The following is a 16579-nucleotide window of genomic DNA, read 5'->3' as shown; positions in this document are numbered from 1 at the left end:
AACGCGGAGGGCGCTTACGCGTTAATCCCGGAATCGAACGAGGATTGAACGCTCATGCGCATAATGATCGCCGTCGTCGCCTTCATGGTCGTCTCCGTGCTCAGCATCGCGATGATGTCGCCATCGGGCGCCGGAGAGACCGGCAATGGCGACAGGATCGAGGCGAGCGTCAATGAACCTATCGCGCATTAAAACAAAGGCCCGAATGATCCGGGCCTTTATCTTCAGCTGCGGTAGAGCCAGAAAGGCATGCCGCGATCACGATCGCGCCACTCGCGGCGTTCCTGCCAACGCTCGGCACGCCACCGCCGCCAATGACGGCGATCATCGCGCCAATGGGAGCGGCGCCAATCGCGCTCGTCGCGCCAGCCACGGTCGTCACGCCAGCCACGGTCGTCACCATCGTCACGGTCGCGATCACGTCGCCAGCCATCACGAATTTGAACGATATCGCCCTGTGCCGACACTGCCGGCCGCTCGACCGGCATGGCGGCCGCCGGTGCGACGGACGCGAAAGCCCCACCGACTGAAATGGTTGCGGCGAGAAAGAGATGTGCGAGCCTCATGGCTGTTTCCTCATTGATGATGAGGCGAAGATAGTCGGGCGCGGCTGAATTGGCGCTGAAGCAGCCCTTCACGCGCGGTTCATCGAGCGATGCGGGCTATTAAAAAAATCTGCTGGGTGCGATCGAACAAAGCAGCGTCGAACCGAGGTTATGGCCTCCGAAGGCGGCGCCTTCGCTTAGCAGCTTTCTTCAGCTCGCCGAGCCGAAGCTCACAGAGCGTAGGCTGGTGCCCCCGCCAGGGTTCGAACCCGGGACCCCCTGATTACAAATCAGGTGCTCTACCAACTGAGCTACAAGGGCAATAATTGCCCAACTAGCAGATTCTATGATTCTGTAAAGGGAAATCCGTGCCTGCGCGAACAGGTCGGCTGCGGCTCAAAACGCTTCGCGGCAGAAAACGTCCTTGTCGTACAAGGCCTTTATCCTTTAGCTAGGACAGCATCATAAAGGGCATTGCATGGGCCGTTCATTTCAGACGCTATCCTTTCTCGCCTCACCAACGACGGAGGCGCTTGCCGCTCGCGAGGAGCTGATTCGCCTCTATGGTGACGTGCCGGCTGACGAAGCCGACGTCATCGTCGCGCTTGGCGGCGACGGTTTCATGCTGCAGACGCTGCACCACACCATGAACTCCGGCAAACTGGTTTACGGCATGAATCGCGGTTCGGTCGGATTCCTGATGAACGATTATCGCACCGAACAGCTTCAGGAACGCATCTGCCTTGCCGTCGAAAACGTCTTCCGGCCATTGCAGATGACGACGGCCAATGCCGACGGCACCAACTCGACGGCGCTGGCCATCAACGAGGTCTATCTTTTTCGCCAGTCCTATCAGGCGGCGAATCTGCGGGTCATGATAGATGGGCGCGTCCGCCTGGAGGAACTCATCTGCGACGGGCTGATGGTGGCGACACCGGCCGGATCGACGGCCTATAATCTTTCCGCCCATGGCCCGATCCTGCCGCTCGAAGCGCCGCTGCTCGCGATGACGCCGGTCAGCGCGTTCAGGCCGCGGCGCTGGAGGGGCGCGCTGCTTCCGAACAAAGTGACCGTCGATATCGACATTCTCGAGCCGGAGAAGCGGCCGGTGAACGCCGTGGCCGACAATACCGAGGTCAAGTCGGTGCTGCATATCCGAATCGCCCAGTCGGAGCATATGACGGCGCGCATCCTCTCCGATCCCGACCGCTCCTGGTCCGACCGTATTCTCGCCGAGCAGTTCAAGGATTGAGACGATGGCCATGCGAGGGATATTGACGACCACCATTTTCCTATTGGGATGGTCGGTCGCAGCCGCCCCGGCGCAGGATGCCATCCTGCCGGCATCGGTGATTTTCGCGACCAGCACCGGCTATTGGGAGGATGACGGCAACGCACCTGATGTCGAGCGGGCGCCGATGGGTGCCGAGAGCGTCGCCAACCCCGAGGGAAAGGCCACCCAGCGCCACGGCTACTACAAGCTCTTTGCCGTCCGCCAGGCCGACAGGACCTCGAAGGTCTACCTGCAGCAGATTGCCCAGACAGAGACCGGCCCGGCGATCGCCTCGACCATCGAACTGCAGGAAATCAGCGACCTGAAGCCTTACGTTACCGATATACGCCCGGAGAATTCGAACGGCATCATCAAGGAGCCGGGGCTGTTTGCCACGATCTATCTGAAGACCGATCCCGCCGCCGAGCCGGATAGCTGGACCGTGCTGATCGACGAATTCGGCGACATCACCGTGGAGAAGGCGACGAATTGAACGGCTGGGAATTGTTCGGAGAGACATCTGGGCGATGAAACTGGGCTATCGCGAGGGCATCCTCTACGACAAGAAGAGGTCGAATTGGGACGCAGCCGGCCCCAGGCCGATCAACTGGTCGCTCTGGTACCCGGCTGCCGATGACGCCCGGGAAAGCGATATAACGGAAAGAAGCTGGTTTCAGAAGGCGACTGTTGCCCGCGATGCGCCCATCCGGCCGGCGGCCCGGCCCTACCCCCTCGTCCTTCTGTCGCACGGCACCGGCGGATCCGCGGCCGGACTGGAGTGGCTGGCGCGACGCCTGGTCGATCGCGGATTTGCAGCGCTCGGCGTCAGCCATCACGGCAATACGGGCATCGAGCCTTATCGCGCCGAAGGCTTTGCCTGCCTTTGGGAGCGGGCGCCCGACCTCAGCTACATGCTCGACCATAGCGATGACTGGCTCGGCGATCTCTCGGGCCATATCGAAACGGCCCGCGTGTTTGCGGCCGGATTTTCGGCTGGAGCCTATAGCGTGATGCTGCTGCTTGGTGCTGTCGCCCAGTTCTCGCAGTTTGACCCGTCCCGGATGAAATCCGGTGGTTCGCGCGGACCAAGGGAATTTCCCGACCTGGCCGACCATATCCCGACATTGCTGCGCACCAGCGATGTGTTTCGCGATTCATGGTCGCGCGTGTCGCAGTCCTACCGTGACGAGAGAATCAAGGCCGCGCTCGTCTGCGCGCCGGGCCGGTCCGTTCTCTGTTTCAGCGAGGAAAGCCTGAAGGCCGTCGATGCGCCCACCCTTATCCTGGTCGGCGATGCCGACACGGCGGCACCGGCGGAGGAATGTTCGTCATGGCTGCATGCACGGCTGCGACGCAGTCGTCTTAGAATCTTCGGCGGCGGCCTTGGACATTATGTCTTCGTGCCGGAGGGCACGGCGCTCGGCCTCGCCTTTGCCGCAGAACTCTTTACCGATCCCCCGGGCATCGAACGCGCCGCCATTCATGACGAGATTGCCGATCTGTCGGCCGCGCTGTTTCACGACAGCGACGTCAGCGCCATGGTCTGAACAAAGAAAAGCCCCGTCTCCGGGGCCTTCGTGTCTCGATTCTGCTGTACCCTATCAGTCGACATCCTCGACAACCGCGTCCGCGGCGCCGCTGATGCGGTGGGCAAGGGCCGCTTCCATGAACTCGTTCAGATCACCGTCGAGCACATCATCCGGGGCGCTGCTGGCGACGCCGGTGCGCAGGTCCTTCACCAACTGGTAGGGCTGCAGTACGTAGGAGCGAATCTGGTGGCCCCAGCCGATATCCGTCTTGGAGGCGGCTTCGGCGTTGGCGGCGTCCTCACGCTTCTTCAGTTCCGCTTCGTACATGCGGGCACGCAGCATGTCCCACGCCTTGGCGCGGTTCTTGTGCTGCGAACGCTCCTGCTGGCACTGCACGACGATACCGGTCGGGATATGCGTGATGCGCACGGCCGAGTCGGTGGTGTTGACGTGCTGGCCGCCGGCGCCCGACGAACGATAGGTATCGATGCGGCAGTCGCTTTCGTTGATCTCGATCTGGATCGAGTCGTCGACAACCGGATAGACCCAGATCGACGAGAATGAGGTGTGGCGGCGCGCATTGCTGTCGTAAGGCGAGATGCGCACCAGCCGGTGCACGCCCGATTCCGTCTTCAGCCAGCCATAGGCATTGTGGCCCTTGACGAGCAGGGTCGCGGATTTGATGCCCGCTTCTTCGCCGTCATGGACTTCGAGAAGCTCGACCTTGAAACGCTGGCGTTCGGCCCAGCGGGTGTACATGCGCAACAGCATGTTGGCCCAGTCCTGGCTTTCGGTACCGCCGGCGCCGGAATGGACTTCGAGATAGGTGTCGTTGCTATCGGCTTCGCCGGAGAGCATCGCCTCCACCTGGCGGCGGGCGGCCTCGGCCTTCAAGGCCTTCAGCGTGTCCTCGGCTTCCTTGACGACGCCCTGGTCGCCCTCTTCCTCGCCAAGCTCGATCAGCTCGATATTGTCGTTCAGCTGCTGTTCGAGCTGCTTGACGCCGTTGATGCCGTCATCGAGCTGCTGGCGCTCGCGCATCAGCTTCTGCGCTTCCTGTGCATCGTTCCAGAGGTTCGGATCCTCTGCCTTGTTGTTCAACCAGTCCAGTCGTCTTATCGCCTGGTCCCAGTCAAAGATGCCTCCTCAGCAGGGTGATAGCCTGCTTGGTTTCATCGACTACGTTTTCGATTTCCGCTCGCATTTTCCGCTTCTCTGCTCGGTCTCTTCAAGTGCTGGTTTACGTCTTTGTTTCACGCAATTCCGGACGCAAAACCGCTGCGCACTTTTGCTGGAAATGCTCTAGAGACGCCCGCCGCGGATGTAAAGGGCCGCGGCAAGCGTTCCAAAATTCGGCGACGGTCAGAACAGGCCGGGCGTTCCGGTCTGGACGGCTTGGTTGGCCTGCGGCGAGGTCTTCAGGATCTCCTCCGGCGCCATGGTGCTGTCCATGCCGATGACGGAGAAGCTGTCGGCCGGGCCGGTGCCGGGCTTGAAAGCCTCGACAATGGTGTTCGGATCGCCGTCCGCGGCCGCCATGCCGGTCTTGCGGTCGATCGGGATCAGGTTCATGCCGGGCGGGATGACGAATTTGGATTCCGGCGTATCCTTGACGGCGGCCTGCATGAATTCGTTGAAGATCGGGGCGGAGAGACCGCCGCCGGTGCCGCCGCGGCCGAGCGGGGCCGGCGTATCGAAGCCCATATAGAGGCCGGCAACCAGATCCGGCGTGAAGCCGACGAACCAGGCATCCTTCTCGTCGTTGGTGGTGCCGGTCTTGCCGGCGACGTCGCGGCCGCCGAGGTCGATCTTGCCGGCGGCGGTGCCGCGCTGGATGACGCCCTGCATCATCGAGGTGATCTGGTAGGCGGTCATCGGGTCGAGAACGGTTTCGCGATTGTCGACGACATTCGGCTCTTCCTGGTTTTGCCAGTCACCGGCATTGCAGCCCTCGCACAGACGCTCCTCATGCTTGAAGATCGTCTTGCCATAGCGGTCCTGAATACGGTCGATCAATGTCGGCTTGATCTGCTTGCCGCCATTGGCGATGACCGAATAGGCCGAGACCATGCGCAGCACCGTCGTGTCGCCGGCGCCGAGCGACATGGAGAGAACCGGCAGCATGTGATCGTAGATGCCGAAGCGCTCTGCATATTCGGCGACGATGTTCATGCCGAGATCGTTGGCGAGGCGCACCGTCATCAGGTTGCGCGAATGCTCGATGCCCGAGCGCAGCGTCGAGGGCCCGCCGACTTCGCCGCCGTAGTTTTCCGGCTTCCAGACCTGGCCGCCCGACACGATCTCGATCGGCGCATCCATGATGACGGAGGCCGGCGTATAACCATTGTCCATCGCCGCCGCATAGACGAAGGGCTTGAACGAGGAGCCCGGCTGGCGCATCGCCTGGGTGGCGCGGTTGAATTCGGACTGCGAGTAGGAGAAGCCGCCGACCATGGCCAGCACGCGGCCGGTCTTCGGGTCCATGGCGACCAGGCCGCCCTGCACCTTCGGCGGCTGCTGCAGGCGGTAGGAGGTCGAGGCGTCGTCGCCGAGCTTTGCGACATAAACGACGTCGCCGGGGGCCAGGACGCCGACCGGCGACTTCGCGGTCTTGCGGGCGCCGTCGGCCGAACGGAAGGCCCACTGCATGTTCTTGGCATCGATCGTGCCGCGTTGACGCTCAGCCGCGACCTTGCCGCTTCCATCCTTGGCCGGCTGCAGGCCGATGTCGACATTGCTGTCGGACACGGCGAGCACGACGGCAAGCCGCCATTCCGGCACGTCGGACAGTGCGGGGATATCGGCAAGCGCCTTGCCCCAGTCACCGCTCGCATCGATCTGCTTGAGGGGGCCGTGGAAACCTCGGCGCTCGTCATAGGTGACCAGACCGTCCTGCAGCGCCTTGCGGGCAGCGAGCTGCATCTGCGGATCGAGCGACGTGCGCACTGAAAGGCCACCCTCATAGAGAACCTTTTCGCCATATTGGTCGATCAGCTGGCGACGCACGGCTTCGGCGAAATAATCCGATGCAAAGAGCGACGGGCCGGTCGTGCGGGCGGTGACGCCGAGCGGCTGCTTCTTGGCTTCCTCACCGTCGCTCTGGCTGACATAGCCGTTCTCGACCATGCGGTCGATCACCCAGTTGCGGCGCTCGAGCGCAGCTTCCGGGTGGCGGAAAGGATGATAATTGGCGGGCCCCTTCGGCAGCGAGGCCAGGTAGGCTGCCTCGGCGACGGTCAGTTCGGTGACGGATTTGTTGAAATAGGTGAGTGCTGCGCCGGCGATGCCGTAGGAATTCAGGCCGAAGAAAATCTCGTTCAGGTAGAGTTCGAGGATCTTGTCCTTGCTGTAGGCCTGCTCGATGCGGAAGGAGAGGATCGCTTCCTTGATCTTGCGGTCGATCGTCTGGTCCGAGCTCAAAAGGAAGTTCTTGGCGACCTGCTGGGTAATGGTGGAGGCGCCGACCGGACGGCGGCCGGAGCCGAAATTCTGCAGGTTGACGAGGATTGCGCGGCCGAGACCGGTAAGATCGACGCCCGGGTGATTGTAGAAATTCTTATCTTCGGCCGACAGGAAAGCGGCCTTCACGCGGTCGGGAATGGCCTGGATCGGCAGGAAAAGACGCTTTTCCTTGGCGTATTCGGCCATCAGGGCGCCGTTGCCGGCATGAACGCGGGTGGTCACCGGCGGCGCGTAGCTGTTCAGAACGGCATAGTCCGGCAGATCCCTGGCGACATTGGTGATATAGATGGCAACACCCGCCGCCGCGACCAGAAACAGGACGCAGGCCATTCCGAAGAAATATCCAAAAAGTCTAACCATATTTCAGCTACCGGTCTTTTCGATCTTCAATCGGCGCAGACGCAACGATTGCATGGATCAAGGCAATTTGCACGTTGCGCGGCTTACTCCATGAGCGTTACCGCCACAAGCCGATTCCGCGCCTCAGGCCTACGAAACATAAGCCGGAGTAACGGCGCGAATGTGAGCAAAATAGGGCTCTGCCCGCCGCATTCACCGCTGCAGCAGCGTTTCATTAGAACTGTCACATCCAAGCAACGCCGTCGCCGCCGCCAATCTGAGGCATCTTGCTCAGAACTTGATTCGTGTGACGCGCTTTAAGTCGTTGTTTTTTATGCATATCGCCATGCCACAACCCGCTACAGCTCTTTGCGTGGCATTGATTAGCCGCCATTCGCCATGACGGCGGCGCGGTATCGCTTCACTGCGTCGGTCAAGAGACCGGCGATCTTGTCGCGCCAGGTCTCGTCGAGCAGCAGTTTCTCGTCATCGGCATTCGAGAGGAAGCCGAGCTCGAGAAGGATCGACGGCACGTCAGGGGCCTGCAGCACGCGAAAGCCGGCGTGACGGTGTGGATTGTTGATGGTGCCAACCTGATCCTTGAAGGAATTCAGCACGCTCTCGGCCAGCGAGATCGAAAAGGCCTGGGTCTCGCGCCGGGTCAGATCGAGCAGGATGTCTGCGACCTCGGGCGGCTCGGCGACCGTCTCCTTGCCCGCGATCTGGTCGGAAAGGTTTTCACGATCGGCAAGGTCGGCGGCGAGCTTGTCGGATGCCTTGTCGGAGATCGTGTAGACGGTCGCGCCGCGGATATCTTTCTGCTTCAGCGTGTCGGCATGCAGGGAAATGAACAGGCCGGCATGGTTCTGGCGGGCGATCAGCACGCGCTGCGAAAGCGACAGGAACTCGTCATCCTCGCGCGTCAGGAAAGCCTTGATGCCCGGTTCCTTGTTCAACCGGTCGGTCAGCGCCTTGGCGAAGGCGAGCGTTACCTGCTTTTCCTCGGTCTTGGTGTCGACGCCGATCGCGCCGGTATCGATGCCGCCATGGCCGGCATCGACGGCGATGACGAAATCGCCGGGAGCGGCTTTCTCAGGCGCCGGAATGGCGCTGGTCGTCTGGTCCGCCTCAGTTTGATCGTTCCAGGATTGGGTCTTCACCAGCTCGGCAAAGGCCTGCTTGTCGATCATCTCGGCATCGAGCACGAGGCGATGCCCCTTGCCTGCCTCGTCGGCCTGCACTTTGGCGAGCGCCAGCTTCACCGGCCTTGCCGTCGTCAGCACGATGCGGGCGCTTTCCTCGTCCATCTTGCCGTAACGGATGTCCTTGAACAGGCCGCGGGCGGCAAGATCCTTCGCCGGAAAGCCGAAGGCGGTGGCCGGCAGGTCGACGACGATGCGTTCCGGATTGGCGATATAGTGGACGGAGAAGCGCGGTTCGCGATCGAAGTCGATGACGATGCGGGTCCTGGCGTCGTCGCCGACGATGCGCGCACCATAGGCGAGCAGCGGATCTCCGGCTTCGACGGAGCCGGCAACGGCCAGGAGGCTGGCGGCCAGAAGCATTGCCGTCAGAACCCGCCTTGCGAATGTCGATCGCCGCGCTGCGGATTTCGCCGCGATCCGAGCCCTCTTATACAATAAACCGCCACACCCTATTTGAATTGCCATGAACCCGACGCGGCTGCAGCGAACGTCCCCGTGACGAAACACCCGTTAGCCTGCCGAATCGCGATCACTTTATCCCCAGCTTCTATGCGTTACGAAATCCATCAATATTATGGCACATTTGGCTTTTCCCTTGCTATTGTGACACAGAAAACATACAACGAATTTCAGGGTAAAGTGTTGACGGGATAGAGTCGCCGCAAAGGCTGCCAGCCAGATCAGGACCTGGCGCCACATCGGTCATCGTCCGCCGTCTCATGCGCTTCATCCCTAGAACTGGATCCTGATTTTCCGGCTTATTGTCGGAATTCATTGGTGGATCAGCCACCACGCTCTCAGGGAGCAAACTCATCGGACCCGAACGGGTCTTCGTATTTGTCGATCACGCTTGGTTGTTGATGGTTTCGCAGCAGGTTTTATCTGAAGTGTACAGGCCCCGGACCGAAATGGTTCCGGCTGCTGTCTGGCTGCTGCCCTCCCCCTCGCATCAGGCGCGACTTTCATTATCCGGCGCGGCTACAGTGGACCGCATTCTTTCTGTTTCAACAGCAGTCGGGAATGCGCTCTCGCGGCCACGCCGAGGAGCACAGCTTACATGGCAGACAAAATGCTTATCGATGCGTCTCACGAGGAAGAGACGCGCGTCGTTGTCGTTCGCGGGAACCGCATAGAAGAATTTGACTTCGAGTCCCAGCACAAGAAGCAGATCCGCGGCAACATCTATCTTGCAAAGGTAACGAGGGTCGAGCCCTCGCTGCAAGCCGCCTTCGTCGATTACGGCGGCAACCGGCACGGCTTCCTGGCCTTCGCCGAAATCCATCCCGACTATTACCAGATACCGCTTGCCGATCGTCAGGCACTGCTTCGTGCCGAAGCCGAGGAGCATCGCCGCGACGAAGATGTCGAGCATGTCGAAACCGCGCCGATGGTCGATCTTTCCAAGCAGGATCAGCCGGATGTCGGCATCGTTCCGGCAAAGGCGCCGGAAGCGGCTGCCGTAACGGAAGAGACGACAGCGGCAGAGGCCGCGGCATCGCCCGAGGCCGCAGACGAAGCGCCGGCCAAGAAGGCAAGGCCGCGCCGCAGCCGCAAGAAGGTGACCGAACCGGTCGCCGAAACGACCGCGACCGAGGACGCCGTTCCCACAGACGTCGAAGCCGAAGGCGCTTCGACCGTCGACAACGAGGATGACGGCTCGACCGGCGGCGCGATGGCCGCCATGGTGGAAACCGACGAGATTTCCGAGGACGTCGATACCAGCAAGCGTCGCCACGATGATGATGACGACGATGACGATCACGGCGAAGAGGAAGTCATCGAATCCGTCGGCGCCGAAGACGCGATGGAAGAAGTGCCGGACCGCGTGCAGCGCAAGCCGCGCAAGCAGTACCGCATCCAGGAAGTCATCAAGCGCCGCCAGATCCTGCTCGTGCAGGTCGCCAAGGAAGAGCGCGGCAACAAGGGTGCAGCCCTTACCACCTATCTCTCGCTCGCCGGCCGCTATTCCGTCTTGATGCCGAACACGGCGCGCGGCGGCGGCATTTCCCGCAAGATCACCAACCCTGCCGACCGCAAGCGCCTGAAGGAAATCGCGCGCATGCTCGAGGTACCTCAGGGCATGGGCGTCATTCTTCGCACCGCCGGCGCCAACCGCACCAAGGTCGAGGTCAAGCGCGACTTCGAATATCTGATGCGCCTGTGGGAGAACGTACGCACGCTGACGCTGGCGTCCACCGCTCCCTGCCTCGTCTATGAGGAAGGCTCGCTGATCAAGCGCTCGATCCGCGACCTCTACAACAAGGACATCAGCGAGATCATCGTTGCCGGCGAAGACGGCTATCGTGAAGCGAAAGACTTCATGAAGATGCTGATGCCGAGCCACGCCAAGGTGGTTCAGCCCTATCGCGACATCCACCCGATCTTCTCGCGCTCGGGCATCGAAGCCCAGCTCGACCGCATGCTGCAGCCGCAGGTGACCCTGCGTTCCGGCGGCTACCTGATCATGAACCAGACGGAAGCGCTGGTTTCGATCGACGTCAACTCCGGCCGCTCGACGCGCGAACACTCAATCGAGGATACCGCGCTGCAGACGAACCTCGAAGCCGCGGAAGAAATCGCCCGCCAGCTTCGCCTGCGCGACCTTGCCGGCCTGATCGTCATCGACTTCATCGACATGGAAGAAAAGCGCAACAACCGCGCCGTCGAGAAGAAGCTGAAGGAATGCCTGAAGAACGACCGCGCCCGCATCCAGGTCGGCCGGATCTCGCATTTCGGCCTGCTCGAAATGTCGCGCCAGCGCATCCGCGCTTCGGTTCTCGAATCGACCACGCAGGTGTGCTCGCATTGCGGCGGCACCGGCCATGTGCGTTCGCAGTCCTCCGTCGCGCTGCATGTGCTGCGCGGCATCGAGGAATATCTGCTGAAGAACACCACGCACAACATCACCGTGCGCACCACTCCTGACATCGCGCTCTATTTGCTCAACCACAAGCGCCAGACGATCATCGATTACGAAAGCCGTTTCGGCGTCGCGATCGTCATCGACGCGGACGGTTCGGTCGGTGCGCAGCATTTCGCGATCGATCGCGGCGAAGCCGTGGAAAACCCGGTCAAGATCGAAACACTCTTCAACTTCGCAGCCATTCCCGAGGATGACGACGACGATATCGTCATCGAAGTGGATGAAGAGGAAGACGAAGAACTCGAGGAAAAGCCGGCCGCTGCCGAACGCCCCGCAGCAGCGCGCTCGGAAGGCGAAGGTGACAGTAACCGCAAGCGCAAGCGCCGCAGGCGCCGCCGCGGCCGCAACGGCAATGCCGAGCAGCCGGTATCGGCAGCAGGCGAAGCCGGTGACGAGGATGAGGATGGCGACGACGAGGGCGGCGAAGGTGATGAAAACACCGAAGCCACACCCGAGACGCGCGCTGAAAGCGAGGAATCGCAGCGCCGCAAGCGCCGCCGTCGCGGCAAGCGTGGCGGTCGCCGCAATCGCGCCGAGGATGGCTCCGAGCTGACGGCCGGCGAAGCCGGTGAAGACAATGGCGGCGACGAGGACGAAGGTGACGACGTTTCGAACGACGGCGCTCCTGGTGAAGCCGTAGCTGTCGAGGCGATTGCCGAGCAGGCTGACGAAGCTCAGCCCGCGATGGCAGCCGTCGAGAGCGCAGTGGTCATCACCGAAGATGTGAAGCCCGCCCGCAGCCGCGGCCGCCGCAAACCGGCGGCAGCGCCGGTCGAGGAACCGGTGGCGGAGACCGCACCTGTGGTCGAGGCAGAACCGGAGTTGGTGGAAGCCTCCGCCGATCTCGAAACATCAGTCCAGGAAGAGGCAAAGCCGGTTCGCGCCAACCGCGAATCCAATATCTCCTCCTCCGAGCCGACGGTGAAATCCACCACCCGCGTCGAGAATGGCGACGGCGATGACGGCAAGCCGAAGAAAGCCGGCTGGTGGCAGCGCCGTGGCTTCTTCTGAACGCTGATTTTCGGACGTAAACACTGAAATCCGGCCGCGGCGACGCGGCCGGATTTTCGTTTATGGCGATAGCGTGGGGAGTAGAAATGGGCGGCACTTTGCCACTGTGTACCGCAAGCGAGACGGCATAGAGCGCTTCACTATCGCTCGGCTCGACGCCGGCGAAGAGCGACCATCATCCCCGGTTGCGATCAGGCCGCCGGCGGATAGAGCAAGTCGACGATGTAGCTGGCGTCGAAACGGGAATCGAGCATGCCGTAAGTGGAGCGCCAGCCGCCGGCAAGGCGCGTCTCGATGAAGGCATCGGCAATGCGCCCGGCGCCCAGCCGATAGAGTTCGGCGGCACCGGCAGCCAGCGCCAGTTGCTCGACAAGCAGGCGCGCGGCGCCCTCGTCCTGTTCACACAGCGCGATTGCGGCGCGCAACACGTCGATCGTCTTCTTGCCGGCAGGGCCGAGATCGCGGGCAAGGCCGGCGAAGACGGTTTCGAACAGATCCTTGCCACGGTTGAGCACACGCAGCACGTCGAGCGCCATGACGTTGCCGGAGCCTTCCCAGATGGCGTTGACGGGCGCCTCGCGGTAATGGCGGGCGATCGGGCGATCTTCGATGTAGCCGTTGCCGCCGATGCATTCCATCGCCTCGTAGATCAGCGCCGGCGCGATCTTGCAGCACCAGTATTTGGCGACCGGCGTCATGACGCGGGCATAGGCCGCCTCCTCGGCATTGCCGCGCGCCTTGTCGAAGGCGTCGGCAAGACGGAAGGACAGCGCCGTCGCGGCGGCGACATCGAGCGCCATGTCGGCGAGCACGCGCGTCATGATCGGCTGGTTGACCAGCATCTTACCGAAGACGCTGCGGCCGCGGGTGTGATGCACGGCTTCGGCAAGCGAGGCGCGCATGATGCCCGATGAGGCCAGCGCACAGTCGAGCCTGGTCAGCGTCACCATATCGAGGATGGTGCGGATGCCGGCATCCGGACCGCCGAGCAGGAAACCGAATGTGTCTGTAAACTCGACCTCGGAAGAGGCGTTGGAGCGGTTGCCGACCTTGTCCTTCAACCGCTGGAACTGCAACCCGTTGGCGGAACCATCTTCCAGAAGGCGCGGCACGAGAAAGCAACCCATGCCCTCCTTCGTCTGCGCCAGCATGATGAAGGCATCGCTCATCGGCGCGGACATGAACCATTTGTGGCCGGACAGCCGGTAGATACCCTCGCTGACCTTTTCGGCAGCGGTCCTGTTGGCGCGCACATCCGTGCCGCCCTGCTTTTCCGTCATGCCCATGCCGATGGTCACGGCGGATTTCTGCATGGCGGGCTTGTTCGACGAATCATATTTGCGCGAGAGGATCTTTGGCGCCCAGTCCTTTTGGACAGCGGGCGAAGCCGACAGCGCCGCAACCGAGGCGCTGGTCATCGTCAGCGGGCAGAGATGGCCGGATTCCAGCTGTGACGTCAGATAAAACCGCGCGGCGCGAACCTTGTGCGCCTCATCCTTGGCCTCGGTATCGGCCTGCGGGTCCCAGACGGAGGAATGCAGCCCGACCGACATGGAGCGGCGCATCAGCGCGTGCCAGGCGGGATGGAACTCGACGACGTCGAGGCGCTCACCGCGCGGACCATGGGTGCGCAGCTGCGGCGCGCCCTGGTTGGCCATGCGCGCCAGTTCCTGCGCCTCCGGCGAGGTGACGTAGCGGCCCATATTTTCCAGGTCTTCGCGGATGCCGCGCGGGAGGGCCGCCGTCAGGTCGACGATCAGCGGATCGGATCGATAGGCGTTGATGCCGGACCACAGGCTCGGCTGGTTGAGTTCTGCGAGTTTGTCGTCAGTCCGGTTGGCGGAGGTCATAATTCGCTTCTAGTGTAAGAACCCGGCAAAGGGAAACCGGAAGTTATGATTCGGTTCATTCTGCTCTATCGGAATTCGGGCGAAAATGCATGGGGACATAAGCCTTTGCCCACAGCGCATGCTTGCCCCGGCGGGCAGCACTCTTTATAGACCCGGCAGAGACAGCAAGAGGCAAGGTCATGGTCTTTTTCCCCCACCGCCACCTCATCGGCATCAAGGGCCTCACCGAGCAGGATATCACCTATCTTCTCGACAAGGCGGATGAGGCCGTCAAGATCAGCCGCCAGAGAGAAAAGAAGACGTCGACGCTGCGCGGGCTGACGCAGATCAATCTCTTCTTCGAGGCATCGACCCGCACACAGGCCTCCTTCGAGCTTGCCGGTAAGAGGCTCGGGGCCGACGTCATGAACATGTCGGTCGGCAATTCCTCGGTGAAGAAAGGCGAAACGCTGATCGACACCGCGATGACGCTGAATGCGATGCGCCCCGACGTGCTGGTGATCCGCCATTCGAGCGCAGGTGCCGCCGCCCTTCTCGCCCAGAAGGTCTCCTGCTCGGTCGTCAATGCCGGCGACGGGCAGCACGAACATCCGACCCAGGCGCTGCTCGACGCGCTGACGATCCGTCGCGCCAAGGGCAAGCTGTCGCGCATCATCGTGGCAATCTGCGGCGACGTGCTGCATTCGCGGGTGGCGCGCTCCAACATCCTATTGCTCAACGCGATGGGCGCCCGCGTCCGTGTCGTCGCACCTGCAACCCTCCTGCCTGCCGGCATCGCCGAGATGGGCGTCGAGGTCTTCCATTCGATGAAGGAAGGGTTGAAGGACGCCGACGTCGTGATGATGCTGCGGCTGCAGCGCGAGCGCATGTCCGGCGCCTTCGTGCCTTCGGTGCGCGAATATTATCACTTCTACGGACTCGACGCCGAAACGCTGAAAGCCGCCAAGGAGGATGCGCTGGTCATGCATCCCGGCCCGATGAACCGCGGCGTCGAGATCGCGTCCGAGGTGGCGGACGGGCCGCAGAGTGTGATCGCCGAACAGGTGGAGATGGGGGTGGCGGTGCGCATGGCGGTCATGGAGACGCTGCTCGTCTCGCAGAACCAGGGTCCCCGCAGCGATGGAATGATGGCATGAGCAACCCGATCGTCCTCAAGAACGTCCGCATCATCGATCCCTCGCGCAACCTCGATGAAGTCGGAACGATCATCGCCGAAAACGGCGTGATCATCGCCGCCGGCCATGCGGCGCAGAACCAGGGCGCGCCTGATGGCGCCGTCATCCGCGACTGCACGGGCCTTGTGGCGACGCCCGGCCTCGTCGATGCGCGCGTCCATATCGGCGAACCCGGCGGCGAGCATCGTGAGACGATCGCCTCGGCGAGCCGGGCGGCGGCGGCCGGGGGCGTCACCTCGATCATCATGATGCCGGACACCGATCCCGTCATCGACGACATCGCGCTCGTCGAATTCGTCAAGAAGACGGCGCGGGATACGGCCGCCGTCAATGTCTATCCGGCAGCCGCCATCACCAAGGGCCTTGCCGGCGAGGAAATGACCGAGATCGGCCTGTTGATGCAGGCCGGCGCCGTCGCCTTCACCGATGCCCATTCCAGCGTCCACGACACGCAGGTGCTGCGCCGGATCATGACCTATGCGCGCGAATTCGGCGCCGTCATTTCCTGCGAGACGCGTGACAAATATCTCGGCGCCAACGGCGTCATGCATGAGGGGCTTTTCGCCAGCTGGCTCGGGCTCTCCGGCATTCCGAAGGAAGCCGAACTCATTCCGCTTGAACGCGATCTCAGGATCGCTGCGCTGACGCGTGGACGTTATCATGCCGCGATGATCTCGGTGCCGGAATCGGTCGAGGCGATCGAACGCGCCCGCAGCCGCGGCGCCAAGGTGACCTCAGGCATCTCGATCAACAATCTGGCGCTCAACGAAAACGACATCGGCGAATACCGCACCTTCTTCAAGCTCTATCCGCCGCTGCGACCGGAAGACGACCGGGTGGCGATGGTCGAGGCCCTTGCCAGCGGCGCGATCGACATCATCGTCTCCTCGCATGACCCGCAGGATGTCGATACGAAGCGCCTGCCCTTCGCCGAGGCGGAGGACGGCGCGATCGGGCTCGAAACCATGCTGGCGGCGGCGCTGAGGCTTTACCATGGCGGCCAGGTGAGCCTGATGCGCCTGATCGACGCCATGTCGACCCGCCCCGCCGAGATTTTCGGCCTCGCCGCCGGCACGCTGAAGCCGGGTGCGGCGGCCGATATCGCGCTGATCGATCTCGATGAGCCTTGGCTTGTCGCCAAAGACATGCTTCTCTCCCGTTCGAAGAATACGCCGTTCGAGGATGCGCGCTTCAGCGGACGGGCGGTCGCGACATACGTCTCGGGAAAGCTTGTCCACGCAATTTAGGAGACGGCTGGACCGAGGAT

The 16579-nt window shown here is 62.4% G+C and carries 12 protein-coding genes and 1 tRNA gene; 7 read left to right on the top strand and 6 right to left on the bottom strand.

Annotated elements, in window-relative coordinates:
* Nucleotides 1-54 precede the first annotated feature (54 nt).
* On the top strand, nt 55-192 hold the full coding sequence (locus NE851_RS18560; RefSeq protein ID WP_164735934.1) for a hypothetical protein: 138 nt from the start codon (nt 55-57) through the stop codon (nt 190-192).
* Nucleotides 193-224: 32 nt separating this feature from the next.
* On the opposite strand, the gene NE851_RS18555 is transcribed toward NE851_RS18560, so the two are convergent.
* Both NE851_RS18555 and NE851_RS18550 read right to left on the bottom strand, forming a co-directional pair.
* Nucleotides 225-638, bottom strand: a complete 414-nt coding sequence (locus tag NE851_RS18555; RefSeq protein ID WP_183908215.1) for a hypothetical protein — start codon at nt 636-638, stop codon at nt 225-227.
* Between the two features lie 152 nt (nt 639-790).
* Nucleotides 791-866, bottom strand: a tRNA-Thr gene (locus tag NE851_RS18550).
* Between the two features lie 157 nt (nt 867-1023).
* Here NE851_RS18550 and NE851_RS18545 point away from each other — a divergent pair.
* Genes NE851_RS18545 through NE851_RS18535 form a run of 3 tightly spaced genes read left to right on the top strand, consistent with a single transcriptional unit; the run spans nt 1024 to nt 3365 of the window.
* Nucleotides 1024-1797, top strand: coding sequence for an NAD kinase (locus NE851_RS18545; protein ID WP_047616590.1), 774 nt, complete (start codon nt 1024-1026; stop codon nt 1795-1797).
* 4 nt (nt 1798-1801) lie between these two features.
* Nucleotides 1802-2311 carry a hypothetical protein gene (locus tag NE851_RS18540; protein ID WP_047616589.1) on the top strand — a complete coding sequence of 170 codons (510 nt, stop codon included), beginning with the start codon at nt 1802-1804 and terminating at the stop codon, nt 2309-2311.
* A 34-nt stretch (nt 2312-2345) separates the two neighbouring features.
* The gene (locus NE851_RS18535) at nt 2346-3365 is read left to right on the top strand and encodes an alpha/beta hydrolase family protein (protein ID WP_097543045.1); all 1020 of its coding nucleotides are present in this window, start codon (nt 2346-2348) and stop codon (nt 3363-3365) included.
* A 54-nt stretch (nt 3366-3419) separates the two neighbouring features.
* Here the strand turns inward: NE851_RS18535 and prfB are convergent.
* The 3 genes from prfB to NE851_RS18520 form a co-directional block, all read right to left on the bottom strand.
* A protein-coding gene (gene prfB / locus NE851_RS18530) for a peptide chain release factor 2 (RefSeq protein ID WP_164735935.1) occupies nt 3420-4551 on the bottom strand; the annotation gives its coding sequence in 2 pieces (ribosomal slippage) (nt 3420-4481 and nt 4483-4551; 1131 coding nt in all).
* A gap of 158 nt (nt 4552-4709) precedes the next feature.
* Nucleotides 4710-7169, bottom strand: coding sequence for a penicillin-binding protein 1A (locus tag NE851_RS18525; RefSeq protein WP_047616584.1), 2460 nt, complete (start codon nt 7167-7169; stop codon nt 4710-4712).
* 362 nt (nt 7170-7531) lie between these two features.
* Nucleotides 7532-8788, bottom strand: coding sequence for an N-acetylmuramoyl-L-alanine amidase (locus NE851_RS18520; protein ID WP_097543043.1), 1257 nt, complete (start codon nt 8786-8788; stop codon nt 7532-7534).
* Nucleotides 8789-9410: 622 nt separating this feature from the next.
* Between NE851_RS18520 and NE851_RS18515 the strand changes: the two genes are divergently transcribed.
* Nucleotides 9411-12287: an Rne/Rng family ribonuclease gene (locus tag NE851_RS18515; RefSeq protein ID WP_097543042.1), complete on the top strand. Its 2877-nt coding sequence runs from the start codon at nt 9411-9413 to the stop codon at nt 12285-12287.
* A gap of 191 nt (nt 12288-12478) precedes the next feature.
* Here NE851_RS18515 and NE851_RS18510 read toward each other — a convergent pair whose 3' ends face one another.
* On the bottom strand, nt 12479-14137 hold the full coding sequence (locus NE851_RS18510) for an acyl-CoA dehydrogenase family protein (RefSeq protein WP_047616579.1): 1659 nt from the start codon (nt 14135-14137) through the stop codon (nt 12479-12481).
* Nucleotides 14138-14316: 179 nt separating this feature from the next.
* On the opposite strand from NE851_RS18510, the gene NE851_RS18505 reads away from it, so the two are divergent.
* Together NE851_RS18505 and NE851_RS18500 are read left to right on the top strand one after the other, a co-directional pair.
* A complete protein-coding gene (locus NE851_RS18505) occupies nt 14317-15273 on the top strand; it encodes an aspartate carbamoyltransferase catalytic subunit (protein WP_007626148.1) in 957 nt (318 codons plus the stop codon).
* A complete protein-coding gene (locus NE851_RS18500) occupies nt 15270-16559 on the top strand; it encodes a dihydroorotase (RefSeq protein WP_097543041.1) in 1290 nt (429 codons plus the stop codon). The genes NE851_RS18505 and NE851_RS18500 overlap by 4 nt, the downstream gene beginning before the upstream one ends.
* Nucleotides 16560-16579: the final 20 nt, after the last annotated feature.

Origin of the sequence: Rhizobium anhuiense bv. trifolii, assembly GCF_024346605.1 — a bacterium.
In the GTDB taxonomy this organism is placed as follows: Bacteria; Pseudomonadota; Alphaproteobacteria; order Rhizobiales; family Rhizobiaceae; genus Rhizobium; species Rhizobium anhuiense.
This window is presented reverse-complemented; position numbering and strand designations above follow the sequence as displayed.

Excerpts from the sequence above, each read along its gene's own strand:
- NE851_RS18505 (WP_007626148.1), top strand. The coding sequence starts at position 14,317 with ATGGTCTTTTTCCCCCACCGCCACCTCATCGGCATCAAGGGCCTCACC.
- NE851_RS18510 (WP_047616579.1), bottom strand. The coding sequence starts at position 14,137 with ATGACCTCCGCCAACCGGACTGACGACAAACTCGCAGAACTCAACCAG.
- NE851_RS18500 (WP_097543041.1), top strand. The coding sequence starts at position 15,270 with ATGAGCAACCCGATCGTCCTCAAGAACGTCCGCATCATCGATCCCTCG.
- NE851_RS18525 (WP_047616584.1), bottom strand. The coding sequence starts at position 7,169 with ATGGTTAGACTTTTTGGATATTTCTTCGGAATGGCCTGCGTCCTGTTT.
- NE851_RS18515 (WP_097543042.1), top strand. The coding sequence starts at position 9,411 with ATGGCAGACAAAATGCTTATCGATGCGTCTCACGAGGAAGAGACGCGC.
- NE851_RS18560 (WP_164735934.1), top strand. The coding sequence starts at position 55 with ATGCGCATAATGATCGCCGTCGTCGCCTTCATGGTCGTCTCCGTGCTC.
- NE851_RS18540 (WP_047616589.1), top strand. The coding sequence starts at position 1,802 with ATGGCCATGCGAGGGATATTGACGACCACCATTTTCCTATTGGGATGG.
- NE851_RS18535 (WP_097543045.1), top strand. The coding sequence starts at position 2,346 with ATGAAACTGGGCTATCGCGAGGGCATCCTCTACGACAAGAAGAGGTCG.
- NE851_RS18545 (WP_047616590.1), top strand. The coding sequence starts at position 1,024 with ATGGGCCGTTCATTTCAGACGCTATCCTTTCTCGCCTCACCAACGACG.